Raw genomic sequence first — 25,277 nt, 5'->3', positions numbered from 1 at the left:
GGGTTGCGTGTACACCCGTAAATGATCAGATGCACTCAAATCCCCGTAGGAGCTGCCGCAGGCTGCGATCTTTTAAAGCTGCCGACCGAAACCGGCAGCCGTCCCTCTTACTTCGCAGTGAACGTCGTGTAGCTGTTGATCAGGTTGCGGTAGTTCGGGATGCGCTGCGACAGCAGGTTGGCCAGGCCTTCCATGTCGTTGCGCCAGTCGCCTTGTAACTCGCAGGCGACAGAGAACCAGTTCAACAGCTGCGCACCGGCGGCCGTCATGCGCGCCCAGGAGGCTTGTTGCACGGTGGTGTTGAAAGTGCCGGAAGCGTCGGTCACCACGAACACTTCAAAGCCTTCAGCCAGCGCCGACAGGGTCGGGAATGCCACACACACATCAGTCACCACGCCGGCGATGATCAGCTGCTTGCGGCCGGTAGCCTTGACGGCTTTGACGAAATCTTCGTTGTCCCAAGCGTTGATCTGACCTGGACGCGGAATGAACGGCGCGTCAGGGAACTGCTCTTTGAGCTCCGGCACGATTGGGCCGTTCGGGCCGCTGTCGAAGCTGGTGGTGAGGATGGTAGGCAAGTTGAAGAACTTGGCCACGTCGCCCAAGGCCAACACGTTGTTCTTGAATTCGTTGGGCGAGAAATCCTGCACCAACGAGATCAGGCCGGTCTGGTGATCGACCAACAATACAACTGCATCATCTTTGTTCAGACGTTTGTAAGGAACGTTGCTCATGTGAAACTCCTCGCAGGATTGACGTTGCATAGGGCGCCGACACGCCAGGTCGGCGCTTTTTTAAATGACTAGAAGGCAAAACACGAGCAGCCAAACGCGCCCCAGAACCCCTGGAGATCGCTGACCGGTGCGTTCGACAAACGCGCCCGTTCATGGCTGTGGGAATGCACCGCGCACGGCCCGCTGCACTGGTGAACCTGCGCCTGCATCGGCGAAGCCGGACGCCAGTGACCCGGCACCTTGACCACCGGCGACCAGTCCGGCAGCACCGGCACGCTGGCCGGCCCGAGTTTTTCGAAGTCGCCGGCGGCGTACACCACCTTGCCGCCGACTACGGTCAGCACCGATTCGATCCACTTGATGGCTTCTTCCTCGACACTGAAAAAGTCCGCGCTCAATGCCGCCACGTCAGCCAGTTGACCGACCTTGATCTGGCCTTTCTTGCCCTGTTCCGACGAAAACCAGGCACTGCCATGGGTGAACAGTTCCAGCGCGGTCTGCCGGGGCAGGCCTTCGCTGTGCAGCGCCAGCCCACCGACGGTGCGACCGCTGACCATCCAGTACAACGAGGTCCATGGATTGTAGCTAGACACTCGAGTCGCATCGGTACCGGCGCCGACCGGTACACCCTCGGCCAGCATGCGCTTGATCGGTGGCGTGTTTTCGGCGGCCTGGGCGCCATAACGCTCGGCGAAATATTCACCCTGGAACGCCATGCGATCCTGAATCGCGATACCACCGCCCAGCGCCCTCACCCGCTCGATGTTCTGCGGGGTGATGGTTTCAGCGTGGTCGAAAAACCATGGCAAACCATTGAAGGGAATGTCGCGGTTGACCTTCTCGAATACGTCCAGCATGCGGCTGATGGATTCGTTGTAGGTCGCATGCAAACGGAACGGCCAGCGCTGCTCGACGAGGTGGCGGACCACCGGTTCCAGCTCGTCTTCCATGGTTTGCGGCAGGTCTGGACGCGGCTCGAGGAAGTCTTCGAAATCCGCCGCCGAGAACACCAGCATTTCCCCGGCGCCGTTGTGCCGCAGGAAGTCGTCGCCCTGATGCAGCTTGACGCTGCCGGTCCAGTTCTTGAAATCGGTCAGTTCTTCCTTGGGCTTCTGGGTGAACAGGTTGTAGGCGATGCGGATGGTCAGTTGTTGGTCCTTGGCCAACTGCTCGATCACCGCGTAGTCGTCCGGGTAATTCTGGAAACCACCGCCCGCATCGATGGCACTGGTCAGGCCGAGGCGATTGAGTTCGCGCATAAACTGGCGGGTCGAGTTGACCTGATATTCCAGCGGTAACTTCGGCCCTTTGGCCAGGGTCGAGTACAGAATCATCGCGTTCGGCCGCGCCACCAGCATGCCGGTCGGCTCACCGTTGGCATCGCGCACAATCTCGCCGCCCGACGGGTTCGGCGTGTTGCGGGTGTAACCGGCGACGCGCAATGCGGCGCGGTTGAGCAAGGCGCGGTCGTACAAATGCAGCACGAACACCGGCGTATCGGGTGCAGCCTGGTTGAGTTCTTCCAGGGTCGGCATGCGTTTTTCGGCAAACTGAAATTCGTTCCAGCCACCTACTACCCGAACCCACTGCGGCGTCGGCGTGCGGTCGGCCTGATCCTTGAGCATGCGCAAGGCATCAGCCAGGGACGGCACGCCTTCCCAGCGCAGTTCGAGGTTGTAGTTCAAACCACCGCGGATCAGGTGCAGGTGCGAGTCATTGAGGCCGGGGATGACGCAACGGCCCTTGAGGTCGATGACCTGCGTGCCCGAACCGCGCAGGGCCATGGCTTCGGCATCGCTGCCGACCGCGACGAAACGGCCGTCGCTGATCGCCACGGCGCTGGCGAGGGGTTTTTCACGGTCAACAGTATGAAACTGGCCATTGAACAGAATCAGATCGGCGTTCATCGCGTTTCCTTAAGGCTGTGTGGAATGGGACCGGCCGGCTTCCAGCCATGGCGCGAACAGGCGCGTGGCCAGCGGCATAAAGACGTACACCACCGACAGCACAATGGTCAGGGTGATTAGAAAAGTGGCGACCACGTAGTTGGAGAGGAAGGCATTGAGCTGCAGCAGCGGCCCCCACAGCAGCGGCACCAGCAAGGTGTGCGGCAGGATCACCAGCAACGTCACCACAGACTGCTTCCAGCGCGGCGGTGGAGAACCGGCCTCAGCCAGCGGTGAGAACCAGAATTCATTGACCGGGTTGACCTCGGTCTGGTCGCCGTCGGCCAGCATCGGCGCGGCTTCGTCGATCAGCGACTGGCGTTGCGGCGAGTCGAGCCAGCGCTGCATTGCCTCGGTCGAGCAAAAACGCAGCACGCAGGTGAACATGTCGAGGCCACCGTTCTTGCCGCGAATCACATCCACGCCCAGATGCCCGTCGCTCTGCCCCGCCACGCTGACAATATTGCGCAGCCAGGCTTCATAGGCCGCTTCGAAACCGGCCTTGACCCGGTGCTTGACGATCAGCGTCACGATCTCATCGGACCCCGGCGCTTTTTGAGTTTGGGTTTCAGGCATAACGGAGCACTCCGGGTAAACGGACATTGAGCGCCAGCCGTCCCGGCCCGGCGATGAACACAGAGGTGAAAAGGATCAACAGCAGCCAGCCGAACTGCCCTTCGGCCACACTCCATTGCGGATGCACGACCAGCAGCGCCACCAGCAGCACAAATAGAATAGGCAAGCACGCCAGCCGCGCCAGCACACCGGCGACAATCAGCAACGGGCACAGCACTTCGGCGAAGATCGCCAGGCTCAGGGTGAGGTGGGCACCGAGGTGGAAAGGGTCTTCGATCAGTTGCAACTGCGCACTGAAGTCCAGCAGCTTGGGCAAGCCGTGAACCCACAGCAGAAACAGACCGCCACTGACCCGCAAAAACAGCAGCCCGACATCCCGCGCCTGTTCATCCCGTTGTGAAGCGTTCATGGTTCACCCTTGTTCAATCACTGGCCTGAATAGTGCCGCCAAGGGGTGGGGAAAAATTGAATGTACGTGCTCTCTTTGTACGGCGGGAATTGTGGCGAGGGAGCTTGCTCCCGCTGGGCTGCGAAGCGGCCCCAAATAGCCGCAATCACGGTTTGTCTGGCAAACCGCATACACAGGTTTTACGACTGCTGCGCAGCCGAGCGGGAGCAAGCTCCCTCGCCACAGGGATCAGGTTATCGGGCCGGGTTGGCCTTCAGCTCCAGACTATCCAGCGCCCGACTCACAGCCAGTTCACCCAGCATGATGAGCTGCGCGACGCCCAGTATCGTATTGCGCTGCGGCCCCTCCAGAAACCCGGCACAGTCACTGGCGATCACCTTGGCCGAGGCAAAGGATTCGCTGGCATTGGCCAGTAGCTCTTCGATGTCGATGTTGGGGGCGACGGTGTAAATCGTGCTCGGTTTGCGCGGGGGCTGATTGGCACCGTCGGGGTCGGACGGTTTGAGGTAGTGATCGAGAGCACGCTCGGCGGCTTCGTTGAGTTTTTTGGGATCGAGGGGATCGTAGGGGGAAACGTCGTCGGTTTCTGGCGGGTTAGGTGTGGCTTTGAACATGGTGAATCTCCTTTGGAAAATAGCACCACCAGCACCTGTCGCTAAACAAATAAGGGTGGCGACTGTATGCAGGTTAGCGAACCGGTCAAAGGCACCCGGTAGACCCGAGGGTCTCCCGCATACAGCCACCATAACGTAATTGCAGACGTCAAAAGTCGGCAATAAAGTCTGGAGCACTGATGCACTTTGAATAGTCCGAGTCGCTAAACCCGATCGCTGATTGGCAGCGATGCGGAAACGATAAAGATCAGGCCCAAAGCGCACAAGCCGGCGGATTCTGGCGCAGTCGTAGGCAACGGCGCAAGAATCTGTAGCTTTCAGGAAGTAACGCTAAACACCATTAAACACAGCCCTCGAATCAACACACATTCCCCTGTGGGAGCGAGCCTGCTCGCGATGGCGGCCTTCCAGTCAACAATGATGTCGTCTGACACTCCGTCATCGCGAGCAGGCTCGCTCCCACAGGGATCGGGTATATCCGCAAAATCGGGTCGGCCCTCAGGATCAAAAGATCGCAGCCTTCGGCAGCTCCTACGGGGCCGGTATTTTCAGGGGTTCAGACATGAACTGGCTGATGCGCGAGCGCAACCAGCGCTCCGCCGGATCGTTGTCGTGTACCCCGCTCCAAGCCATCGACAATTGCGCAGCGTCGATGGGGAACGGTGGATCTTCGGCGCGCAAGGCACATCCCTCAACCAACGCGCAGGCTGCGTAATCGGGGACAGTGGCGATCATCTCAGTGCCGGCGAGCAACGCGCGTAACCCACTGAATTGCGGCACCCCAAGCACAACACGTCGCGTGCGCCCGACCTTGGCCAAATCCACATCGATATTGCCGCTCAGGTCACCGGAAAACGACACCATGGCATGGGGCCGCGCACAGTAATCATCCAGGGTCAGCGGTTCTGGCCGGTTGTCGCCGCGCAGTACTTTGCACGGAATGTCGCGCAACTTCTTGCGTTTGGCGTTGGCCGGCAGATCGGTGGTGTAGCTGACGCCCACCGAGATTTCGCCGGAGGCCAGCAATGCCGGCATCAGCAGGTAATTGGCGCGGCGCACGACCACCACGATCCCCGGTGCTTCTTCTTGCAGTTGCCGTAACAACGGAGGAAAGAGACCGAACTCGGCATCGTCCGACAGCCCGATACGAAACACATCGCAGCTGGTCGTCGGGTCGAACTCCTTGGCACGGCTGACCGCCCCCGAGATGGTGTCCATCGCCGGTTGCAGCTCCTTGAGAATCGCCAGCGCCCGTGCCGTCGGCTCCATCCCGCGACCGTTGCGCAGTAACAACGGATCGTCGAACAAATCACGCAAGCGCCCCAGCGCGGCGCTCACCGCGGGTTGGCCCATAAAGAGTTTTTCGGCGACGCGGGTCAGGTTCTTTTCGAACATCAAGGCTTCGAAAATCACCAGCAGGTTCATGTCGACACGGCGCAGATCGTTACGGTTCATGGGCAGGGTTCCTTTGGTGTTCAGCCAGGCGCGAGTCTTTCGGACTTTACTCGATCATCGGCACTTTCGCCGCTCGTTTGTAAGGCCCGTACTCGATGGGTACCCACTGGAAATGCTTGTCCACTGCGGTGATATGGCCGACACCCGGAAACGGCAAATGCGCCGCCGTGACCCAGATTTTGCTGGCCGCTGCATCGCTGAAAACCTTCGCGCGGCTCTTGATCGCTTGCTGACTGTCGACGTCGAAACGAATCGATACCTCGGGATGCTCGAACTGCACCGCCAGGTTATGCACCAGATCCCCCATGAACAGAATACTCTGGCCTTGGGAGTTGAACCGATACGTGGTACTGCCCGGTGTGTGCCCGGCCTCCAGCTCGGCATCGACAACACCCGGCACTGGCGACTGCCCGGCAGCAAAGGTCTTGAAACGGCCGGCCGCGATGTACGGCGCGGTGGAGTCCTGGGCGATCTTGAAAAATTCCTTGGCACCGGCCGGTGCCTTGACCATGGCCTGAGGGTCAAGCCAGTAATCGGCTTCGGCCTTGGCCGCATAGACCGTTGCATTGGCGAACACTGGCTTGTGCTGCCCATCCACCAACCCGCACACATGATCCAGATGCAAGTGCGTGAGCAGGATGGTATCGACCTGTTCTGGCTGATAACCGGCGGCTTTCATATTCGCCGACAGCTGGCCCGCCGTGGCACCGATGCACTGCCCCGCCCCGGTATCCACCAGAATCAATTGTTTGCCGGTGTTCACCAGAAACGCATTGAAGGCGGTTTGCACCCCCGGTGTTTCAATCGAACGACGAGCCAGCAACGCGCGGATCTGATTTTGGGTCAGACCTTCGAGCAGTTTGGGCGACAGGTCGTTGTAGCCATCGAACAACGCCGTCACCTCGTAGTCGCCCACCGCGAGCCGGTAATAACCGGGTACCTGAGTGTTCACCTGAGCCGGTGCCTGGGCCAGGCTGGTGCCGGACATCAGCGCCAATGACAGGCCAAGTCCGCCAAGCATGCAAACGCAGGAATGCTTCATGAGATCACCCTTGATCAAGCCAGAAAAAGCGGCCCTGCCCAGGCCGCTACATGTCGTCAATCTTGCACGGCCCTGCGTTGGCGCGATTGCAGCGATGTGCTCAGTTGAGGCTTTTTCACTCTTGGCCTGACCGCGGAATTAACAACGTTTAACTCGCAAGCCAAAGTTCCCGCGACCAAGAATGAAGCCCTCTGCGCAGACCTTTATTTTTAGAGGGAACGTGCTGACTTACCGTGCAGCGCACCCGCGCGCGCCCTCCGACACGGACATTGGCCATGGCTCACTTTCAGCAAAACGCGATCAGCGCGTCCTCCACTGAAACGCGAAAAAAAACCACTGGCGGGCTCAGCCCCTGGCGTGAAAATCTGGCCAGGCAGTTGATCCTCGATCACCTCGGTGAAACTCTGGAAGTGACCGAACTGGCACGGGCGTGCGCCCTGTCGCGCAGTCATTTTTCCCGTGCGTTCAAGTGCAGCACCGGCCTCTCGCCGCAAGACTGGATTCGCCGGCAACGCATCGCCCGGGCCAAGCAGTTGATCCAGCACACCGACCTGACCCTGACGCAAATCAGCCTGGAATGCGGCTTCTGCGATCAGGCGCATTTTTCCCGTATTTTCACCCGCAGCGAAGGCATCACACCGTTTGCCTGGCGTTGCCGGGCCGTGCGTGCCCTGCCCTCTCTCAACAGCAAAAGATCGCAGCCTTCGGCAGCTCCTACAGGAGTTCACATAACCCTGTAGGAGCTGCCGAAGGCTGCGATCTTTTGATCTTGATCAGCTCTTGAGGAACGCCAGCAGATCTTCGTTGAGCTGATCCTTGTGGGTGTCGGTCAGACCATGGGGCGCACCGGGATAAACCTTCAATGTAGAGCCCTTGACCAGTTTCGCCGCGGCGATGCCGGCGGCTTCGATCGGCACGACCTGGTCGTCGTCGCCATGCACCACCAGGGTCGGTACGTCGAACTTCTTCAGGTCTTCGGTAAAGTCGGTTTCGGAGAACGCCTTGATGCAGTCATACGCGTTCTTGTGGCCGGACATCATGCCCTGCAGCCAGAACCAGTCGATCATGCCCTGGGACGGCTTGGCACCCGGGCGATTGAAACCAAAGAACGGACCACTGGCCAAGTCCTTGTACAGCTGCGAACGGTCGACCAGGGACGCCTGACGAATGCCATCGAACACTTCCAGCGGCAAACCGCCGGGGTTGGCTTCGGTCTTGAGCATCAGCGGCGGCACTGAGGAAATCAACCCGGCCTTGGCCACCCGACCAGTGCCGTGGCGACCGATGTAGCGCGCCACTTCGCCACCGCCGGTGGAGAAGCCGAACAGCACGGCGTTTTGCAGGTCCAGATGCTCGATCAGCTGCGCCAGGTCGTCGGCGTAAGTGTCCATCTCATTGCCGAACCATGGCTGGCTCGAACGACCGTGACCACGGCGATCATGGGCAATGACCCGGTAGCCTTTGGACGCCAGGAAGATCATCTGCGACTCCCAGCTGTCGGCGTTCAATGGCCAACCGTGACTGAAGACGATCGGCTGACCGGTGCCCCAGTCCTTGTAGTAAATCTCGGTGCCGTCTCGGGTGGTAAAGGTACTCATGGTGATGTTTCCTCATACATGGATTTTGCGGCGGTTAATAAGAGGTGCGGGCCATTCGTTCGGCCAGGCGTGCCACCCGCTCGCCCAGATGCGCGGCAGTGCGGCGGTCTTCGGGCGGCGGTGCAAGGTCGGGGGACTGTTCGACGTTCGACTGCGCCATGGCTCCCAGCGAACTGCCGAGGCGATTCAACTGCCCATCGAACAGGCCAATGCTGCTGCGCGCCGGTAGCAAGTCGAGGCCGACCCAGATCATCGAGTGCTGGGCGGCGAACACGGTCATCTGCAGCAAGGTGTTGAGCTTGTCGCCACACAGGCAGCCGGAATTGGTGAACCCGGCAGCGAGTTTGTCGCGCCAGGGCTGAGCCAGGTAAAACGACGCGGTGGCCTCCATAAAGCCCTTGAAGGCCGCCGAGGCACTGCCCATGTAAGTCGGGGCGCCGAAGATGATGGCATCGGCACGGTGCAAGCGTTCCCAGTGCTCATCCACTTCCTCGACCGGAATCAGCCGGCAGGTGCTGCCCAGGTGCCGTTCCACACCCTGGCCCACGGCTTCGGCCATGACCCGGGTATGCCCGTAGCCACTGTGATAGACCACCACCACGTTGCTCATTCCGGTTCCTCCAGAAGTGTTCATCCTTTTTTCGGCACGCTTTTTGTTACAAGAAGGTCAGTGCCTTCGGTTGAACTTGAAGGGATGGATTTTTGAGCGTAGACCGGACGCAGGACGAGTTAAACGTTGTTAATTTTTAATGGCGCGCCAATGGATTCTGCAGCGCCTTCAGCGACATCGCGCCCAATAAATACGGGACCGACCAGGACTGACTTGAATACAGTGACCGATACGCACTGCCACCAGGTGCTCGACGCTGCGTTGCGCTGCCGAAAAAACCTGAGGAATATGCCCGGATACCGCGTGATAGACGGATGCAAGTAGGAGTGACCCGTTGACCCTTTCTCCCGAACAGGCCATCCATTTCGGCCCTTACCGGATCTACCCCGGACAACGCCTGGTGATGGAGGCCGACCAGCCCTTGCGCCTGGGTCGGCGGGCCACGGACATTCTGTTGATCCTGCTGGAACACGCCGGGCATGTGGTGAGCAAGCAGCAACTGATCGCCCGGGTCTGGCCCAAAAGCGTGGTGGAAGACATCAACCTGCGGGTACACATGGCGGCACTGCGCAAAGCCCTGGGTGACGGTCAGGCCGGCCAGCGCTACATCATCACTGTCGCCCAACGCGGGTACAGTTTTGTCGCGCCGTTCTCTGTGGAGCACGTCGAGCAAAGCCCGAAAAGCGCCGCAAATGAACCGAGCCGGCATAACCTGCCGATCCGTCGAACCCGCATGATCGGTCGTCAGGCTCTGGTCGACAGCCTGGTGACGCAACTGGCGCGGCAGCGTTTCATCACCCTCGTGGGCCCCGGAGGAATCGGCAAGACCACGGTGGCACTGCGCGTTGCCGAACAATTGATCGGCCGCTACCGAGACGGCATTCATCTGCTGGACCTGGCACCGATCAACGATCCTTTGATGATCACCACGCACTTGGCAACGCTGCTGGATTTGTCCTTGCACGACGCCGAACCCATGAGTGGTCTCGCGACCTTCCTGCGCGAACGGCAGATGCTGCTGGTGATCGACAACTGCGAACACTTGATCGATGCCATTGCGTTGCTCAGTGAAAGCATCCTGCGCGCGGCGCCCCAGGTGCATATTCTGGCCACCAGCCGCGAGAGCCTGCGGGCCGAAGGCGAGTTCGTGCAGCGCCTGGAATCGCTGGACTGCCCGCCGCCCATCGCCGTGCTCGACCGCGCTCAGGCCCTGACGTTTTCGGCGCTGCAATTATTTGTCGAGCGGGCGATGTCCAGCCACGACAGCTTCGAACTGATCGAAGACGAATTGCCGTTGGCGATTGAAATCTGCCGGCGTCTGGACGGCATACCGTTGGCCATCGAGCTGGCGGCAGCGCAAGTGAGCAGCCTGGGTTTGAGTGGGTTGCTGTCGCAACTGCAAGGCAGCTTTCGTCTGCTCACCCAAGGCTGCCAAACGACTTTGGGCCGCCATCAGACGCTGCGCGCGACGCTGGACTGGAGCTTCGAACTGCTCAATGCCTGTGAGCAAATCTGCCTGCGTCGACTGGGTATGTTCCGGGGCGCCTTCACCCTGGAGTCGGCGGCCGTCGTGATCGTCGGTGACCATATCGACCCCGGCGTGGTGTTCGCCTCGATCACCCAATTGGTCGCCAAGTCGTTACTGAATGTGGAAGTCGGCGACGAAGAGGTGTTCTACCGCCTGCTCGACACCACGCGTGACTATGCACTGGAAAAACTCGCCCAGGCCCAAGAACTGCCGGACACCCGCGAGCGCCACACCGAACGCTGCCTGGCCTTGATGCAGCAAGCCCAGAACGACTGGGAGCAGATCTCGAGCGATCGCTGGACCGAGCGTTACGCCCGTAGCCTGGAAGACATCCGTTCTGCACTCGATTGGGGCTTGAACGCTCAAGGCCCGCAGGCCTTGGCGATCCGCCTCGCCGCGACCTCGACGCCGCTCTGGCAGGAGCTGTCGCTGCTCAAGGAGCACGGCGTGTATGTGCGTAAAGCCCTGGCGTTGCTCGAAGCAACGCACCAGCCCTGCCCGCGTTTGACCATGACCCTCAAGCTCGCCCTCGGCAGTTCCTGCTACCACACCCTGGGCAGTAGCACCGAAGCCATCGAAGCGTTCGTCAGCGCCAAATACCTGGCCGAACAGTGCAACGATGTGGCCGGTCAGCTCAAAGCGATTTCCGGGCATTTGGCGGTTGATCTTAGTTGCGGCCACTACCAACTGGCCCTGGAGCAGAGCCGACAATTCGACCGGTTGAAACCGCACGGCGACGCGGTGTTGTCCCTGAGCACCCAACGCTTGCGGGTTCTGGCCTTGCACTTTGCCGGGGATCAGGCTCTGGCGCGGGAGAATGTCGAACAGGTCATTCAATGCCTGGCCCAGAGCGGTCACCTCAACCGCTTCAGCTACTGCTTTGGTGTGCATTACGATCAGAGCGTCGCAGCCCTGACCATTCTGGCACGCATTCTCTGGTTACAAGGGCACCCGGAAAAAGCCTGGCGCACTGCACGACAAGCGCTCGACATCGCGATGCAGATCAATCATGGCACGTCCATCTGCTACACGCTGGCGCTGGCCGGTTGCCTGATCGCTCAGTACAACGGCGACACCCCGGTCGCCCGCGAGCTCCTGAACCTGCTGCTTGAACAGGCGAAGAAACACTCGGTGCTGCTGTTCTACACGTGGGCCAGACATTACGCGCAGGTGATCGAGGGGGCCGATGCGCCCGCGTCACCGCAAGCGAACACCGGGTTGATCAAGGAAATCATGGTCACACTGGACAGCCGTTTCATCGATGAAGCGCTGCTGGAACGGGCCGAAAACGGCGCGGCGGGCTGGAGCACCGCGGAAATTCTGCGAGCCCGGGCCGACGCGTTGCTGACCGAAGATTGCCCGACCGGGGTCAGTGCGGCTGAGGCGGTGCTACTCAAAGCTTTAGCCGTGGCAAAGACCCAAGGAGCGCTGGCCTGGGAACTGCGCAGCGCCACGTCACTGGCCCAGCTGTGGCAGCGTCAGGGCCGCTTCCGACAGGCCCATGAGTTGCTCGCGCCGATTTACCAGCGCTTCACCGAAGGCTTTGCCACACCGGACTTGATGAAAGTCCGTCGGCTACTCGACGAGCTGCAGAGACACCTGCCCGCCTGATGTCCAGCGTGCCCGGCTGATGTAGCGGGCATAACGCAGTTCAACGGCATGCAAGTGACCGCTGTGTTCGAGTTTCTCCAAGGCGTAGATGCGGGTGGTGTTGAGGAAACGGTAACGGGTCACCCCGCTACCCTGCTCCACCGACAGCAGTGATTTGCTCGTCAGCTGCTCTATGATTCCGACCAGGCAGGTGGGCCGCAGCACCGCGCAGCTGATCACGCCAATCGCCGAGTCCAGCGTGAACGCCATTTTGAACACCGCCAACCGCTGCAACACGGTTTGCTCCATAGGGCCCAGCTGTTCATAGCTCCAGTCCAAGGCAGCTTTCAGACTCTGATGGCGTGGCAGAGCGGTGCGCCGGCCTTGAGTCAACAACTGCAAACAGTTGCCGAGTTGCGCTTGCAACCCCACCAGCGCCAACGCATCGATCTGCGCCACCGCCAGTTCAATGGCCAGGGGCAGGCCGTCGAGCCGCCGGCAGATTTCACGCACTGCCTTGAGGTCCTGTTGGCGCAGGGCAAACCCTTGCTGACGGGCTCGGGCGCGGCTGACCAACAGCTGCACCGCCGAATAATCCATGGCCTCGGCCACGCTGTATATCGCTGAGGCCGGCGGCACCGCCAAGGCCGGTATAGGCAGCAGCGTTTCCCCTGCCGCTCGCAGAGGTTCGCGGCTGGTGGCGAGGATCGACAGCCGTGGCGCCGTGGCCAGCAGATTGTCCACCACTGCCCGACAACATTCGAGCAGGTGATCGCAATTGTCGAGCACCACCAAGGCATGCCGTTGCTCCAGCGCCGCCCCGCCGACGTCCCGTTCCAGCGTGCGCGACAGATGCTCGACGAGTTGCGCCGGGTTATCGATGGCCGCCAGATCAATCATCCAGACACCGTCCTGATAGTGCTGCAACAGCAGCTCGGCCACGCGCAACGCCACGGTAGTTTTGCCAATGCCGGCGGGACCAATCAGGGTCATGAGACGTCGAACCGGCAACTGCCGGACCACACTGCCGACGATGGAGTCGCGACCGGTCACCGGGGTGAGCCGCGCAGGCAGGTTGTGCTGAGGCTTGTGCGCAGTCTCGACCGGCACCGGCGTGCCTGTCCCGTCGCGTTGTACCGGGGCGATGAAGCTGTAGCCGCGCTGGGGAATATTGACGATATAACGCTGCCCGTTCTGGCCATCGCCAAGTGCCCGGCGCAGGGCCGCGATATGCACGCGCAGATTGATTTCCTCGACCACCGAGGTCGGCCAGACGTGGGCAATCAGGGCGTCCTTGCTCACCACTGAGCCGGCGCGTTCGACCAACACCTGCAAAATATCCAGGGCTCGTCCGCCCATGCGCAGTGAGCGATCACCCTCCAGGATCAATCGCTGACGCAGGTGAAACGCGTAGGGCCCGAATCGCAGCACCGCATCGCTGTTTATATTTCTGAGGCTGTTCATGCACGTTCACGCGCTGAAAACCTGGTCCGGCTCAAGTCCATCGCACCAGTCCATCCAGGCTCCCGCACCCCCATGGCAAAGAGTTCACGGGTATCTTGGCAGGCATGGGTGACGGAATAACGGCCACGGGAGGAGCGTCACGGCCATCACGGTGCGCATGACGGACAATCGCGCTAGCTGAACTGTTCGCGGTACTGAGTGGGGGTCAGGCCGAGCTTTTCACTGAACAGAAAACGCATATGCCGCACGCTGCCAAAACCACTTTTATAGGCCACGGTCTTGAGCGGCAGGTCGCTGGTTTCCAGCAGATTCCTGGCGCGGTCGATGCGCGCGCTTTGCAGAAATTCCATGGGCGTCATGCTCACTTCCCGGGCGAAAACCCGGGCAAAATGCCGCGCACTCATGTTCACCAGACTGGCCATGCGCTCGATGCTAAACGCTTCATCGAGGTGTTCGAGCACATGGTTCTGCACCCGGGTGATCGGCGTTTCATGGGGGGCCACCGTCGCCATCAATGGACTGAACTGCGCCTGCCCACCCTGACGCTTCATCACCACCAGCAATACTTTGGCGACGTCCTGGGCGACCTTCTTGCCATGGTCTTGGGCAACCACCGCCAGCGCCAGGTCGATGCCAGCCGTGACACCGCCGGAGGTGATGAGATTGCGGTCTTGCACGTAAATCTGATCGGTCTCGACGGTGGCCTTGGGGAAGCCTTTGATCAAGCGTTCGGTGTAATGCCAGTGAGTGGTCACGCGATAACCGTCCAGCAACCCGGCATGCCCGAGCACGAACGCGCCGGTGCAGATCGATCCATAAAGGTTCGCCCGGGTGACAGCGCCCTGAAGCCAGGCCAGCAACGGTGGATGTTTTTCGTTGTAGGCTCCCGGCCCGCCCGGCACCAGCAATAAGTCATAGCACTCATTCGCCTGATCGATATGCAAATCGGCCTGAACGTTAACGCCATTTGAGGCTCGCAATGCGCCACGCTCAGTGCCAATGGTCGACAGCTCGTAACGGTCGCCCGGTGCCAGATAACGATTGGCGATGGAAAACACCTCCATGGGCCCGGCCATGTCGAGCAGAAGAAAGTCGGGGAACAGCAGCATTGCCACGGTTTTCATGGGTTCAAGGTCACTAAAAGAGAACTGTTTAATACCATTGCGCCGAACACCAATCCCTTGTGGGAGCGAGCCTGCTCGCGATAGCGGTTTCACATTCACGATGATGGTGACTATAAGACTGCTATCGCGAGCAGGCTCGCTCCCACAAGTATCGCGCCCGGCATTATGGCCAAGTGTAACAACAAGGATACGTGAACCTGTGCGCAAAACTGTCAACTTGAAAGAGACAGTATTTCAATTTTCATCTACTTATTGCACCAAACGGTAAACATTAACCTTCTCCTCACTCGGACGAATTCACGTCCTGACAGGAGATTTCATCATGCTGACCCTTCGTAAAGCTTCGGATCGCGGCGCGGCCAATCACGGTTGGCTGAAGTCATTCCATACCTTTTCCTTCGCCAATTATCGCAACCCGCGGGAGCAGGGTTTTTCCGACCTGCTGGTGATTAACGACGACCGCGTGGCGGCCGGCAAAGGTTTTGGCCAGCACCCTCACCGCGACATGGAGATTTTTTCCTATGTGCTCGAAGGCGCCCTGGAACACAAGGACACCTTGGGCACCGGTTCGGTGATCCGTCCCGGCGACGTGCAGTTAATGAGCGCCGGCAGCGGCGTCGCGCACAGTGAATACAATCACTCGGCGACACGCCCGGTGCACTTCCTGCAAATCTGGATCGTGCCAGAGGTGAGCGGCGCCAAACCGCGTTACCAGCAAGAGCATTTCAGCACGCAGAAAAAACGCGGGCGCTTGCAACTGATCATCTCCCCTGACGGGGCCAACGGTTCGCTGAAAGTTCGGCAGGATGCGCGAGTGTATGCAGGCCTGATCGACGGCAAGGAAAACGCCACACTGGAGCTGGCGGCCAATCGCTACGCTTATGTGCATGTGGCGCGCGGCAGTGTCGAGCTGAATGGCGTGCAGTTGCAGGAAGGTGATGGTGTGCGGGTGCGTGAGGAGCAAGTGCTGACCTTGAGCAACGGCGTGGATGCCGAGGTACTGGTGTTTGATTTGCGGCCGCAAGAGTTGCCGCAAATGCCATAAAGTCTGGTGAGCCTAAAGGCTCCCCTGTGGGAGTGGGCTTGCTCGCGAAGGCGGTGTGTCATTCAACATTAATAATGGCTGACCCGACGCCTTCGCGAGCAAGCCCGCTTGTAGGGGATTGAGGTGCCTTGGGGATTTACGACAATCTCGTGATTCATGAGACTTTCAAACTACCGATAACCACGAGCCTGCACATTGAACAACTGTGCATAGCGCCCACCTGCCGCGACCAGGCTGTCGTGATCGCCTCGCTCGAGGATCGCCCCCTGGTCGAGCACGATGATGTGGTCAGCATTGCGCACACTGGAGAAGCGGTGAGAAATCAGCAACGTCATGCGGCCTTCGGTGTGTTGACTGAAATGCTCGAACACCGCCGCTTCCGCCGCCGGGTCCAGGGCCGAGGTCGGCTCATCCAGGATCAGGATATCGGCGTCGCGGCGCATATAAGCGCGAGACAAGGCGATTTTTTGCCATTGCCCACCGGACAACTCCTGCCCACCGGCGAACCATCGCCCTAATTGCGTGGCGTAGCCGCGATCCAGACGTTCGATGAAAGGCGCGGCCATGCCCTCTGCGGCCGCTTTCTGCCAACGCGTTTCATCGTTGAACGCCAGGGTATCGCCCACGCCGATGTTCTCACCCACGGAGAACTGGTAGCGGATGTAGTCCTGGAAGATCACGCCGATGCGCCGTCTCAGCGCCTCTTCGTCCCAGGACTGCAAATCGCTGCCATCGAGCAAAATGCGCCCCTGATCGGGGCGATACAGCCGAGTCAGCAACTTGATCAGCGTGGTTTTGCCTGAACCGTTTTCTCCTACCAGCGCGACGCTGTGTCCGGGCAGCAGGTGCAGGTCAATGCCCTGCAAAGCGGCTCGGCTCGCCCCCGGATAACGGAAACCGACGTTCTCGAAACGCAAGCCATCGCCGGGCACGGCGCCCACGGTCAAACTTCCGCTATCGGCAATAACCGGCTCGGCCAAATACTCATAGAGACTCGACAGGTAAAGGCCATCCTCGTAGAGGCCGCTGATCGCGCTCAAGCTGCTGCTCACCGCAGCCTGCCCCTGCTTGAACAGCACCAGATACATGGTCATTTGCCCAAGGCTGATGTTGCCGTGAACGGTATCGACCACGACCCAGGCATAGGCCAGATAAAACGCAGCGGTACCCAGCAGCCCCAGCACAAATCCCCAGCCATCGCGACGCAGCGTCAGGCGCCGGTCTTCGGCGTAGAGACGCGCAAACGTGTCCCGATAACGCTGCAACAGCAGCGGCGCGAAGCCGAACAACTTAACCTCTTTGATGTAGCCCTCATGGGAGAGCAGCGTCTCGATGTAATTCTGCTGCCGACTCTCCGGCGCCCGGCGCGTGAACAGGCGAAAGGCATCCCCGGAAAAGTGCGCTTCGGCAAAGAACACCGGCAATGCCCCAACTACCAGCAGCACCAGCGCCCACGGCGAAAAATGCACCAGTAACACGCCGAAGCTGATCAACACGATCAGGTTCTGGATCAGCCCCAGCGACTTCATCACCAATGCCAGCGGCCGGGTCGATGCCTCGCGCCGCACCCGTACCAGCTTGTCGTAGAACTCGGAATTCTCGAACTGCACCAACGATAACGTCTGGGCCTTCTCCAGAATCATCGTGTTGACCTTCTGCCCTAACTGCACCCGCAACAGCGATTGCTGAACCGACAGTGCGCGCTGTGTCCCGGACAGCAACGCAAGCACGCCCGCCTCAAACAGCACATACCGCACAACCGGCCATAACGGCGCACTGCCCTGCTGGGCGTGCAACTGCATGGCGGTTACTACCGCATCCACAATCCGCTGCCCCAACCAGGCCGCCAGTGCCGGCAGCACACCGGCAATCAACGTCGCAAGCACTAACCCCAAAAAGAGCCCCCGAGACGTTCCCCAAACCAGCAACAAGGCACGTCTCGCCTGGTCGAGCAAAGAGGCAAAACGGGTCAGGACGGGCATAGGGTGATGGACTCGGTGGCGGAGGTCAGTGCGCGCTGGTTCTACAGTACGTGGAATGAGCCATCGACTCTACGGGGTTATGACGCGATAAGGCTGGCTACGCCCATATTAAAAACATCTAAAAAAACATCATCACTCGCTACGTTTTAGCGCTTTGCTATGTGGAGTCAATGCCCATCGAGATTCGAGGACGAACATGACGTCCAGCCGATGTGCCCTCTTTAATAACCGGGAGCAAAACATGAAAATCAATCCCTACCTGATCTTCAATGGCGACTGCAAGGCTGCTTTCACGTTCTACGCCAAAAGCCTGCCAGGCCAGATAGAAGTCATGATGACCTTCGGCGAAACCCCGGCGCGCGATCATGTTCCAGCGGACTGCCACAACCTCATCATTCACACGCGGCTGCTGGTCGCAGACCAGGCAATCATGGGGTCGGACACCACACCTGATCGCCCCACCACCAAAATGAGCGGTTGTTCGGTTTCATTGAATGTCGACAGTGTGACTGAGGCAGAGCGGGTATTTGCTGCGTTAGCGGAAGGCGGCAGTATCCAAATGCCGCTGGAGGCAACGTTCTGGGCAGCTCGTTTCGGAATGCTGGTCGATCGGTTTGGCGTCGCGTGGATGGTGAATTGCGAGAAGGATCAGTAACCGGTCCCCCGCCCCGGTTAGTACAGCGAACTACTGGCGCTTCAATATCAACTTTAGTGTTTTGTATTCAATAACCAAACAGAATAACTACACGATCACAAATTCAGTTTCCTGACATAAAATATTACAGATATAATGCATAAAGACTCAATTAATATAGCCCCCCGTTTCGTTCGCCCTAAAAAGAGGCGGTCGTTACACGCTTCGCTTCCTGAATGCGCACCCCGCATGGCCCTAGATCACAGTGGAATATCCTTATAAATCAACTCCGGTTTTCAAAATGCCAGCATCCGCACAATTCATACGCCGAGACCTTTCAGTTGTGCCTCATTCTGCAGCCAGGATTAGCGGATCAGATGATGCATCTGTGTTGTTCATAGAAAAGTCAACCTAAAGAGCCTGAGCTGACTGATAAGGCTGCAGCAACTAAATCGGTCCTCATCAAAACAACTGGTTTAAGCCTTCGGAGTTGCCTATGCCGTTGAATCAGCTAAAACCTTTGAGGATGGAATGACACGTGTTGACGGCTGGAAATGTTATAAAAAGTCAGATAATTTCAGTATTTTGTGTATTAAGATTGCAACGCCAGCACATAAGAGTAATTGCATGATGAGCACTGAGAGCAAAATCGAAAATAGCCAGAGAGGTATTCTTGCTATTGGGCGCACTTGGCGCTCGACAGAGAAACTTCGCCAGCTATTTGTACCTAATCTCATGCATATTTATACATTAGATTACCCGAACCCACTAAGCCTTGATATCGAAACTCAAACGCTCGATACCGTTTTAATCGATATTGAAAGTCCTTCCATTCTTGATGACTGCCTGGCACTGATCAAGAAGTTACGTGCGACCCCGACCGAACTGGCCATTATCGTAACCATTAATTACCGCTCTCCGCACACTAAAATTGAATGCTACCTCGCCGGCGCTGATCACTGCATCAATGTAACTAACGATCAGGATGAAAAGGCCAGGCTGATTTCAGCGTTGTTCGAAACTCCGGAATGGCAACCCAGCATAAAGTTGATACTGGACCAAACATGCCTGCACTTATACAGCAATGATTACAAACTGGATCTGGCCTATCAGGAAATGAAAGCCCTGGAGGCACTTATTAACGCAGAAGGCAATATTCTGCACCATGATTGCATGGCCGAATCCATGGGCTTGAATATAAAGCTCTACGACTCACGCGTCTTGGAGAAATCCATAAGCCGGCTTCGAAATAAAATCAAAAAACACTTTGGCATTAATATCATTCACAGTGTTCGTGGTTATGGCTATCGACTGCTTCGAGGAGTCGTATCAGTCAATCAAGCAAACTTTCACTCTTAAAGGACTAAATGATGGAGCCCGGCAGGCAACCTATCGTGCATGAAAACTTCGCATTGGTTTTCTTCAGGCAATCGATTCTGAAAAGAAACGATGAACTGTTCGGCAGCGAAATTTATGCAAAGGCAACCAAACAGGAGACACCTCTGAACAAGGGGTATCAACAGCTGCATTCCGATCATCCACTGGCGATTTATCATGAAGTCCTGACACGGATCCAATTGAACGCCCTCTCTCAGATTGAGGCCACGCCTTTTCCGTCCGCACAGACGCCCAATAAACTGTTCGTGAACATGAATCAGTCTGCTTTATTGGATAAAGCGCTCATTAAGGAAATGAACGATGCTCAAGCGATACTCAAGAAGCATGAGCAACAACTGATCCCCAGTATTAACAACAGTTCACTCTTGTCGTTCAACCTGAAAGAAAAAAGGACCATTATCAATCACATCCACCTATTGAAAGACAACGGGATCGAGATCGCTTTCGATGGCTATGATTTAAGCGACGATAGCACTGAAAAACTGATCAGCCTGACGCTGTTCGATTACATAAAAGTGGATCTGACCAAATCCAACTTCGACATCATGGTCGAAAACAGCCAGGATTTTTTCGACCGGTCTTATGACTGCCTGAGCGGCATGATCCATGACAGCAAGATCAAATTCGTGGCGGACCGTGTGGAGCACAAAGCACTACACACACTGGCTCGCAGCATGCCCTTCGACTTTTTTCAGGGGAGGTACTACTCGCCGACTGAGCTCATTTAAGCTTTGAAAACTTCACCAGACTAGGAAGGAACCTTATTGTGAACACGCCGAATAACAGCTTTCTGATTTTTACCCGGGATCAACTGGCACGACAAGCAATCGAATCGCTTCTCGCCCAACGCTTGTATAAATCGTTTGAAATCGAGTCAGGCAAACTCAGCAGCGAACGCATCCGAAAAAGTCGATTCACGCACATCCTGCTCGACCAGGCGGACATATCGCTGAGCGATGTCAGTTTCATCCGTAAAAATCAAAAAGATGCGGAAATCATCCTCATAACGCCTAACTCCGAACCTTCGGAACTTCATCACTTTTCGCACTTCGGTATTGATGGCTTTCTCAAGAAACCGGTGGCCGACGAAGAGTTTATCTCGGCAGTCAGTCGGGTTAAAGAGACCCAGGGCAATCCTGACATCTGGTGGTTTAACGCTGACGATCGAACATTGGTTAAAGAAGAGATCACTATTCCATTGACCGGTACCGAATCGTTAATGCTCACCCAACTGGTGCTCAGCGATCGACGTGTACTCAGCAAAAATGATCTTATTCTACGCATCGACAAAGACCCGGAACAATATAGCGGCCTTGAAATGTGCCTGAGCCGATTGCAGAAAAAGTTCAAGACGGCAGCCAATGGAGAACGGCTGATCCGCTCGGTTAGAAACCGTGGTTACTGCCTGGCACAAAGGATAAGAGTCGCTTACTGAGCGAGAGATCGCAAAAAACAATAACAATAAATGCGACTCCCCGCTCACCTGACACCCCATACCCATGACCTGCCGCCTTGCACTGCATTTCCTGACTTTCGCCAAAACCCCTCCCATGGCTCCGGCTCCGTTTCATCCCTCGCATACCCGGCAAACGTTTATCGAATGCTGCAATTATATAGACGTTTGAGCGATATCCTCCTAATAAAAGAGCACGACCTTTTATAACAAGGTCTCTGAAAGTGCGACCGTTATAATTCGTCAGACACACACAAAGATTTAGGTACTAGTATAAAAACCTGACACTGAGACAACCGTATCAGCTGACTTTAAAACAAAGCCTGGATGGCCAGCCATAAGCCCCGTTATTCCCTTCTAATAATAAAAACATTTCCTGACTGACGCGCTCGCTCAGCCTTTGTGCGTGGCTGCCATTTATTAACCGTCGACTGATACACAACGTGGCGCAGGCCCGAGGGACACCGCGATGGTACATAATCGTATTAATCGAAATAACATAACCAAAGGACTGACCTTCTGGGGGCAATGGATAATTGCCATCACTTCGGTCAATACATTGTTATTTGGTCTGGCGTTGTACCAGACAGGAGAAATCGACGCCCATTATCGTGTGCTTGCAGTACTCACGTTCCTCGGTTCGGTCCCTTCCTACTCCCTGCTGCTGGTCTATCACAAGCAGCATAGTTACCTCAGCGGCTTGGCGCGCCTGCTACTGGGATGGCTGCTGCTGCTGGCCGGACTGACCAGTATTGGTTTTTTCAGCAAGACCAGCGAATTGTTCTCCCGGGAAATCATCGTGGTCTGGGCCGCGGCCGGTTATTGCATTCAGGCCTTGCTGTACCTGCCATTGCACAGTTTTTCCAAGCACTACCAGCGGCAATTGCACAGCCAGTACAACACCCTGATTATCGGCACCGATCAACTGGCGGTGAATCTGGCAGACAAACTGACCAAAACCGAGTACCCGCCGCTGGTAGGCCTGATCAGCTCAAATCCAAACGAGCTGTCTACCCAGGTCAATGCCCACCGGGTTTTGGGCCCATTGCAGGAACTGCGTGAGCTGATCCAGGTGCACGACGTCCGGCGGCTGTACATCGCGCTGCCCTTGAGCGAAGCCAAACAGGTCGAGGCGCTGTACATCGACCTGCTCGACGCCAATGTCGATGTGGTCTGGGTTCCCGACCTGGGCAGCATGACGCTGCTCAATCACTCCATCAGCGAACTGGACGGCCTGCCTGCCATCCACCTTAATGAAAGCCCGCTGACCAGTTACCCGACAGCCGCGCTGAGCAAGACCTTGCTGGACAGAAGCCTCGCCGCCCTCGCGCTGATCGGCTTCAGCCCGCTGCTTTTGGTGATCGCCGCCGCCGTGAAGATTTCTTCCCCGGGCCCGATCATCTTCAAACAGGAACGGCACGGCTGGAACGGCAAGATCATTAAAGTCTGGAAGTTCCGCTCCATGCGCCTGCACGACGACCACCAGGTCCGCCAGGCCGGCCGTGAAGACCCGCGCATTACTGCGGTCGGCCGCTTCATTCGACGCACCTCCATCGATGAACTGCCGCAGTTCTTCAACGTACTGCAAGGCCATATGGCGCTGGTCGGGCCAAGACCACATGCGATCGCCCATAACGACTACTACACCGGCAAGATTCAGGCTTACATGGCCCGCCATCGAATCAAACCGGGCATCACCGGGCTGGCCCAGATCAGCGGGTGCCGTGGCGAAACCGAGACCCTCGACAAGATGCAAAAGCGTGTGGAGATCGACCTCAACTACATCAACAACTGGTCGTTGTGGCTTGATATCAAGATCCTGATCAAGACTCCTTTCACGCTTTTTTCCAAGGACATCTATTAATCGCCGAGATTCACCCCCCGCCTATTCTTCACCTTGCGGCTAACAACGATGCAGCCCGGACAGTCAGACTTCTGACTGTCCGGAACCCCTCTTTCTCATCTCATTCGCACTCTTTTTTGTAGCCGCTGCCAAAGACTGCGTTCTGACGAAGCAGTCGTGAATTTGGGGGCCAATCTTTATATTCTTCGTGGTGATACAGGAAATGGCCGGGGTATGAAGTCAGGTATCCGAGTCGGATATATGCCCCACTTGGGTTCCTACCCCAAACAACCGGTCGGCTATCTGCCGACCTCGCTCCAGCCCTTCAGCTGTCAACCAAATCGATTTGTTCTTGTTCACCGGGTTACTGATGAAACCCTGTTCATGCAATCGGTTCATGGTCTCGAAGTCGACCCCTTTCCAAGTATTGCCGTTATCGAAACTGAAGGCTGTCAACAGGGCAAGCACGGCTTCTTCAATCAGTTTGTCGTCGTATTCCATGATCGTTGCTCCGGGCTTATGGCGCGCTTATCGTGAAAATGCCTTCGCCGGCAAGCCGGCTCCCACGAGGTTCGTGTCGTTCACGGTATCTGTAGGATCGTCTATTAAAACGCCATAACTTTTAGAGCACCAGTATCAACATCCAATCTCTGAACTACAGGCACAAACGTATGACCATCTGAAAGCATCTGAACTAGCCCCCATGAAAGACAGAACACCACTTCCGCTTACGATAAGGGATAGACAAATGGTTATGCTTATGCCTGGCGGGAAGCTTTTAGGCCGGGAGCGGCAACGTCACTGGAATTCAAAGCAAAAAACTCGCCCTGGTTCGCGAGAGTCTTGAACCAGGGTAAAGTGTTTTGGTGGTGGCTCGGCGCAATGACACCAATGCCAACCAACTGTTCCTGTGGTGCAAGCTGTATCAGGACGGCAGCTTGTCGGCATCAGTGAGCGGTGGTGCTGGCTTCCGAGCGGTATGATGCGCTCAAGCAGATCCGTGCACTGCAACGGATGCTGGGCAAGAAGACGAAGACGACTACGTGGCGCACATGTCACGACTTTTCGCGAGAAGCATATCGCCCCACTTCGTCACACAAACCAGATTGACAATGATGCGACTATCAATATCCTCAAACATCAAATTAATCACGCACTGAGGAGGCTGCCTGCTGGTACAACAAAAATAAACGTTTAGCATATAGGCTATGCCCGTAATCATTCGGATGCCAGCGCACCCCATCAGATGAACCGGCGCCATGGGCTAGTGGAAGAGCCGCGATATCGGCTACTGAAGAGTAAGGCACATGCTCTTCAGAGGAGACCGACGCCATAACTCTATCGACCTCCCCCGACCAACCACTGTAACGCCCAAGGCCATTCTGACGAGACAAGGACCATGGGCCCACGGCAATGATACTCGGACGACTATCGAGTCGACGGAGAGCAGCAATTAACTTTCTGTAATTTTCTTCTAAATTACCGACTCCGCTTCTAATATCTTCGTGCTCACCTAGCTGAATAACCACAAGGTTTGGGCGCGTATTAATTACATAGCCCAATGCGCGGAGTCGCTGGTCAACTGTGCCACTTCCTCCTGCAGTGTGATAACAAACCACCGTCGGCTGCTTTCGGGCATCACTAATTTCTCGACTTAAAATACTTACATAATCAGACTGCCTAGAGGATGCGGCCATACCACTTGTATGACTCCATCCTAAATTCTTCTTTGTAGTTTCATTGAAGCCATGCAAAGTAATACTGTCACCTACAAACAATACCCGGTAAGCCTTGACATTTTCAGTATCACATTGCGTAACAACATCTAGTTGCGATAACGGTGCAGCAGCCAAGAAAGAGCAACCAAGGGCAATAACACTCCCTACCAACACTCTCATTAGAATTTTCATTTTTCACCCGTTTTCTAAAATCAGCCGAATCACTAAAATAGTGTTTAACATAGCGATTGAGCCTACCCGCAAGTGGACACTCAACAAAGCGATACATGAAAGCCCCGACGCAAAGGGCGACAAAGATACTGCCAATCACCGACGGAACAGAATAGATAATACCAAGTCGCTTGAACGCCTCAGGTACCACAGGAGCAGTTAAGGGGTGAAACAAATAAATGGAGTAAGACGCCGCTCCCAAAAGTACCAAACCACGAGGCCCCGTAATTTTTAACGACTTTTCAAGGCTTGCACAGCAATAAACTACCAAAAAATAAGCCGG

Annotated in this window: 22 protein-coding genes and 1 pseudogene; 9 read left to right on the top strand and 14 right to left on the bottom strand. The window is 57.0% G+C overall.

All coding sequences use genetic code 11. The annotated features are described in order from the left end of the window. Positions 1-107: 107 nt before the first annotated feature. From ycaC to BK662_RS18970, 7 genes are all read right to left on the bottom strand, one after another. Positions 108-734: an isochorismate family cysteine hydrolase YcaC gene (gene ycaC / locus BK662_RS19010; protein ID WP_123359330.1), complete on the bottom strand. Its 627-nt coding sequence runs from the start codon at positions 732-734 to the stop codon at positions 108-110. 68 nt (positions 735-802) lie between these two features. Then, positions 803-2,641 (bottom strand): amidohydrolase, encoded by a 1,839-nt coding sequence (locus BK662_RS19005; protein WP_123359329.1) that lies wholly within the window; start codon positions 2,639-2,641, stop codon positions 803-805. A 9-nt stretch (positions 2,642-2,650) separates the two neighbouring features. Next, a complete protein-coding gene (locus BK662_RS19000; RefSeq protein ID WP_123359328.1) occupies positions 2,651-3,256 on the bottom strand; it encodes an antibiotic biosynthesis monooxygenase in 606 nt (201 codons plus the stop codon). After that, positions 3,249-3,665: a DoxX family protein gene (locus BK662_RS18995; protein ID WP_123359327.1), complete on the bottom strand. Its 417-nt coding sequence runs from the start codon at positions 3,663-3,665 to the stop codon at positions 3,249-3,251. The genes BK662_RS19000 and BK662_RS18995 overlap by 8 nt, the downstream gene beginning before the upstream one ends. A gap of 233 nt (positions 3,666-3,898) precedes the next feature. Further along, positions 3,899-4,279, bottom strand: coding sequence for a DUF6124 family protein (locus BK662_RS18985; protein WP_123359326.1), 381 nt, complete (start codon positions 4,277-4,279; stop codon positions 3,899-3,901). A 531-nt stretch (positions 4,280-4,810) separates the two neighbouring features. Next, complete coding sequence (locus tag BK662_RS18975) at positions 4,811-5,734, bottom strand: LysR family transcriptional regulator (protein WP_038978367.1); 924 nt, start codon at positions 5,732-5,734, stop codon at positions 4,811-4,813. 46 nt (positions 5,735-5,780) lie between these two features. After that, on the bottom strand, positions 5,781-6,776 hold the full coding sequence (locus BK662_RS18970; protein WP_123359325.1) for an MBL fold metallo-hydrolase: 996 nt from the start codon (positions 6,774-6,776) through the stop codon (positions 5,781-5,783). A gap of 275 nt (positions 6,777-7,051) precedes the next feature. On the opposite strand from BK662_RS18970, the gene BK662_RS18965 reads away from it, so the two are divergent. Beyond that, complete coding sequence (locus BK662_RS18965) at positions 7,052-7,516, top strand: helix-turn-helix domain-containing protein (RefSeq protein ID WP_123359324.1); 465 nt, start codon at positions 7,052-7,054, stop codon at positions 7,514-7,516. Between the two features lie 33 nt (positions 7,517-7,549). On the opposite strand, the gene BK662_RS18960 is transcribed toward BK662_RS18965, so the two are convergent. Together BK662_RS18960 and BK662_RS18955 are read right to left on the bottom strand one after the other, a co-directional pair. Then, positions 7,550-8,374, bottom strand: coding sequence for an alpha/beta fold hydrolase (locus tag BK662_RS18960; protein ID WP_123359323.1), 825 nt, complete (start codon positions 8,372-8,374; stop codon positions 7,550-7,552). 34 nt (positions 8,375-8,408) lie between these two features. Beyond that, positions 8,409-8,984, bottom strand: a complete 576-nt coding sequence (locus BK662_RS18955; RefSeq protein WP_123359322.1) for a flavodoxin family protein — start codon at positions 8,982-8,984, stop codon at positions 8,409-8,411. A 334-nt stretch (positions 8,985-9,318) separates the two neighbouring features. Between BK662_RS18955 and BK662_RS18950 the strand changes: the two genes are divergently transcribed. Then, positions 9,319-12,123: an ATP-binding protein gene (locus tag BK662_RS18950; RefSeq protein WP_123359321.1), complete on the top strand. Its 2,805-nt coding sequence runs from the start codon at positions 9,319-9,321 to the stop codon at positions 12,121-12,123. Here BK662_RS18950 and BK662_RS18945 read toward each other — a convergent pair. Beyond that, positions 12,088-13,566 carry an ATP-binding protein gene (locus tag BK662_RS18945; RefSeq protein ID WP_123359320.1) on the bottom strand — a complete coding sequence of 493 codons (1,479 nt, stop codon included), beginning with the start codon at positions 13,564-13,566 and terminating at the stop codon, positions 12,088-12,090. The genes BK662_RS18950 and BK662_RS18945 overlap by 36 nt on opposite strands. A 173-nt stretch (positions 13,567-13,739) precedes the next feature. Further along, entirely contained in the window at positions 13,740-14,690 is a 951-nt protein-coding gene (locus BK662_RS18940; RefSeq protein WP_123359319.1) for a GlxA family transcriptional regulator, read from the bottom strand. Positions 14,691-15,012: 322 nt separating this feature from the next. On the opposite strand from BK662_RS18940, the gene BK662_RS18935 reads away from it, so the two are divergent. Continuing rightward, positions 15,013-15,735: a pirin family protein gene (locus BK662_RS18935; protein WP_123359318.1), complete on the top strand. Its 723-nt coding sequence runs from the start codon at positions 15,013-15,015 to the stop codon at positions 15,733-15,735. A gap of 170 nt (positions 15,736-15,905) precedes the next feature. Here the strand turns inward: BK662_RS18935 and BK662_RS18930 are convergent, their stop codons facing one another. Beyond that, the gene (locus tag BK662_RS18930; protein ID WP_123359317.1) at positions 15,906-17,717 is read right to left on the bottom strand and encodes an ABC transporter ATP-binding protein; all 1,812 of its coding nucleotides are present in this window, start codon (positions 17,715-17,717) and stop codon (positions 15,906-15,908) included. A gap of 241 nt (positions 17,718-17,958) precedes the next feature. On the opposite strand from BK662_RS18930, the gene BK662_RS18925 reads away from it, so the two are divergent. The 5 genes from BK662_RS18925 (at position 17,959) to BK662_RS18905 (ending at position 23,066) form a co-directional block, all read left to right on the top strand. Next, positions 17,959-18,372: a VOC family protein gene (locus BK662_RS18925; RefSeq protein WP_123359316.1), complete on the top strand. Its 414-nt coding sequence runs from the start codon at positions 17,959-17,961 to the stop codon at positions 18,370-18,372. A 510-nt stretch (positions 18,373-18,882) separates the two neighbouring features. After that, positions 18,883-19,710, top strand: a complete 828-nt coding sequence (locus BK662_RS18920; RefSeq protein WP_259695941.1) for a winged helix-turn-helix domain-containing protein — start codon at positions 18,883-18,885, stop codon at positions 19,708-19,710. Positions 19,711-19,721: 11 nt separating this feature from the next. After that, positions 19,722-20,477, top strand: a complete 756-nt coding sequence (locus BK662_RS18915) for an EAL domain-containing protein (protein ID WP_123359314.1) — start codon at positions 19,722-19,724, stop codon at positions 20,475-20,477. 38 nt (positions 20,478-20,515) lie between these two features. Next, positions 20,516-21,184 carry a winged helix-turn-helix domain-containing protein gene (locus BK662_RS18910; protein WP_123359313.1) on the top strand — a complete coding sequence of 223 codons (669 nt, stop codon included), beginning with the start codon at positions 20,516-20,518 and terminating at the stop codon, positions 21,182-21,184. Between the two features lie 487 nt (positions 21,185-21,671). Next, positions 21,672-23,066: an undecaprenyl-phosphate glucose phosphotransferase gene (locus tag BK662_RS18905; protein WP_123359312.1), complete on the top strand. Its 1,395-nt coding sequence runs from the start codon at positions 21,672-21,674 to the stop codon at positions 23,064-23,066. Between the two features lie 219 nt (positions 23,067-23,285). On the opposite strand, the gene BK662_RS18900 is transcribed toward BK662_RS18905, so the two are convergent. Beyond that, entirely contained in the window at positions 23,286-23,546 is a 261-nt protein-coding gene (locus BK662_RS18900) for a DUF6429 family protein (protein ID WP_123359311.1), read from the bottom strand. A gap of 259 nt (positions 23,547-23,805) precedes the next feature. Between BK662_RS18900 and BK662_RS35350 the strand changes: the two are divergent. Beyond that, positions 23,806-24,077 (top strand): annotated as a pseudogene (locus BK662_RS35350) (transposase); the annotation flags it as partial. 113 nt (positions 24,078-24,190) lie between these two features. Here BK662_RS35350 and BK662_RS18895 read toward each other — a convergent pair. Next, a complete protein-coding gene (locus BK662_RS18895; protein WP_123359310.1) occupies positions 24,191-24,955 on the bottom strand; it encodes an SGNH/GDSL hydrolase family protein in 765 nt (254 codons plus the stop codon). Positions 24,956-25,277 lie beyond the last annotated feature (322 nt).

It is taken from the genome of Pseudomonas frederiksbergensis, from assembly GCF_003732275.1.
Classification (GTDB): domain Bacteria; phylum Pseudomonadota; class Gammaproteobacteria; order Pseudomonadales; family Pseudomonadaceae; genus Aquipseudomonas; species Aquipseudomonas frederiksbergensis_H.
Note: the sequence above shows the minus strand (reverse complement) of the source record. Positions and strands in the feature narration are given on the sequence as shown.

Bases quoted from the DNA above. Each gene is read 5' to 3' on its own strand.
- ycaC (WP_123359330.1), bottom strand. From the start codon at position 734: ATGAGCAACGTTCCTTACAAACGTCTGAACAAAGATGATGCAGTTGTA.
- BK662_RS19005 (WP_123359329.1), bottom strand. From the start codon at position 2,641: ATGAACGCCGATCTGATTCTGTTCAATGGCCAGTTTCATACTGTTGAC.
- BK662_RS19000 (WP_123359328.1), bottom strand. From the start codon at position 3,256: ATGCCTGAAACCCAAACTCAAAAAGCGCCGGGGTCCGATGAGATCGTG.
- BK662_RS18995 (WP_123359327.1), bottom strand. From the start codon at position 3,665: ATGAACGCTTCACAACGGGATGAACAGGCGCGGGATGTCGGGCTGCTG.
- BK662_RS18985 (WP_123359326.1), bottom strand. From the start codon at position 4,279: ATGTTCAAAGCCACACCTAACCCGCCAGAAACCGACGACGTTTCCCCC.
- BK662_RS18975 (WP_038978367.1), bottom strand. From the start codon at position 5,734: ATGAACCGTAACGATCTGCGCCGTGTCGACATGAACCTGCTGGTGATT.
- BK662_RS18970 (WP_123359325.1), bottom strand. From the start codon at position 6,776: ATGAAGCATTCCTGCGTTTGCATGCTTGGCGGACTTGGCCTGTCATTG.
- BK662_RS18965 (WP_123359324.1), top strand. From the start codon at position 7,052: ATGGCTCACTTTCAGCAAAACGCGATCAGCGCGTCCTCCACTGAAACG.
- BK662_RS18960 (WP_123359323.1), bottom strand. From the start codon at position 8,374: ATGAGTACCTTTACCACCCGAGACGGCACCGAGATTTACTACAAGGAC.
- BK662_RS18955 (WP_123359322.1), bottom strand. From the start codon at position 8,984: ATGAGCAACGTGGTGGTGGTCTATCACAGTGGCTACGGGCATACCCGG.
- BK662_RS18945 (WP_123359320.1), bottom strand. From the start codon at position 13,566: ATGAACAGCCTCAGAAATATAAACAGCGATGCGGTGCTGCGATTCGGG.
- BK662_RS18940 (WP_123359319.1), bottom strand. From the start codon at position 14,690: ATGAAAACCGTGGCAATGCTGCTGTTCCCCGACTTTCTTCTGCTCGAC.
- BK662_RS18935 (WP_123359318.1), top strand. From the start codon at position 15,013: ATGCTGACCCTTCGTAAAGCTTCGGATCGCGGCGCGGCCAATCACGGT.
- BK662_RS18930 (WP_123359317.1), bottom strand. From the start codon at position 17,717: ATGCCCGTCCTGACCCGTTTTGCCTCTTTGCTCGACCAGGCGAGACGT.
- BK662_RS18925 (WP_123359316.1), top strand. From the start codon at position 17,959: ATGAAAATCAATCCCTACCTGATCTTCAATGGCGACTGCAAGGCTGCT.
- BK662_RS18920 (WP_259695941.1), top strand. From the start codon at position 18,883: ATGACACGTGTTGACGGCTGGAAATGTTATAAAAAGTCAGATAATTTC.
- BK662_RS18915 (WP_123359314.1), top strand. From the start codon at position 19,722: ATGGAGCCCGGCAGGCAACCTATCGTGCATGAAAACTTCGCATTGGTT.
- BK662_RS18905 (WP_123359312.1), top strand. From the start codon at position 21,672: ATGGTACATAATCGTATTAATCGAAATAACATAACCAAAGGACTGACC.
- BK662_RS18900 (WP_123359311.1), bottom strand. From the start codon at position 23,546: ATGGAATACGACGACAAACTGATTGAAGAAGCCGTGCTTGCCCTGTTG.
- BK662_RS18895 (WP_123359310.1), bottom strand. From the start codon at position 24,955: ATGAAAATTCTAATGAGAGTGTTGGTAGGGAGTGTTATTGCCCTTGGT.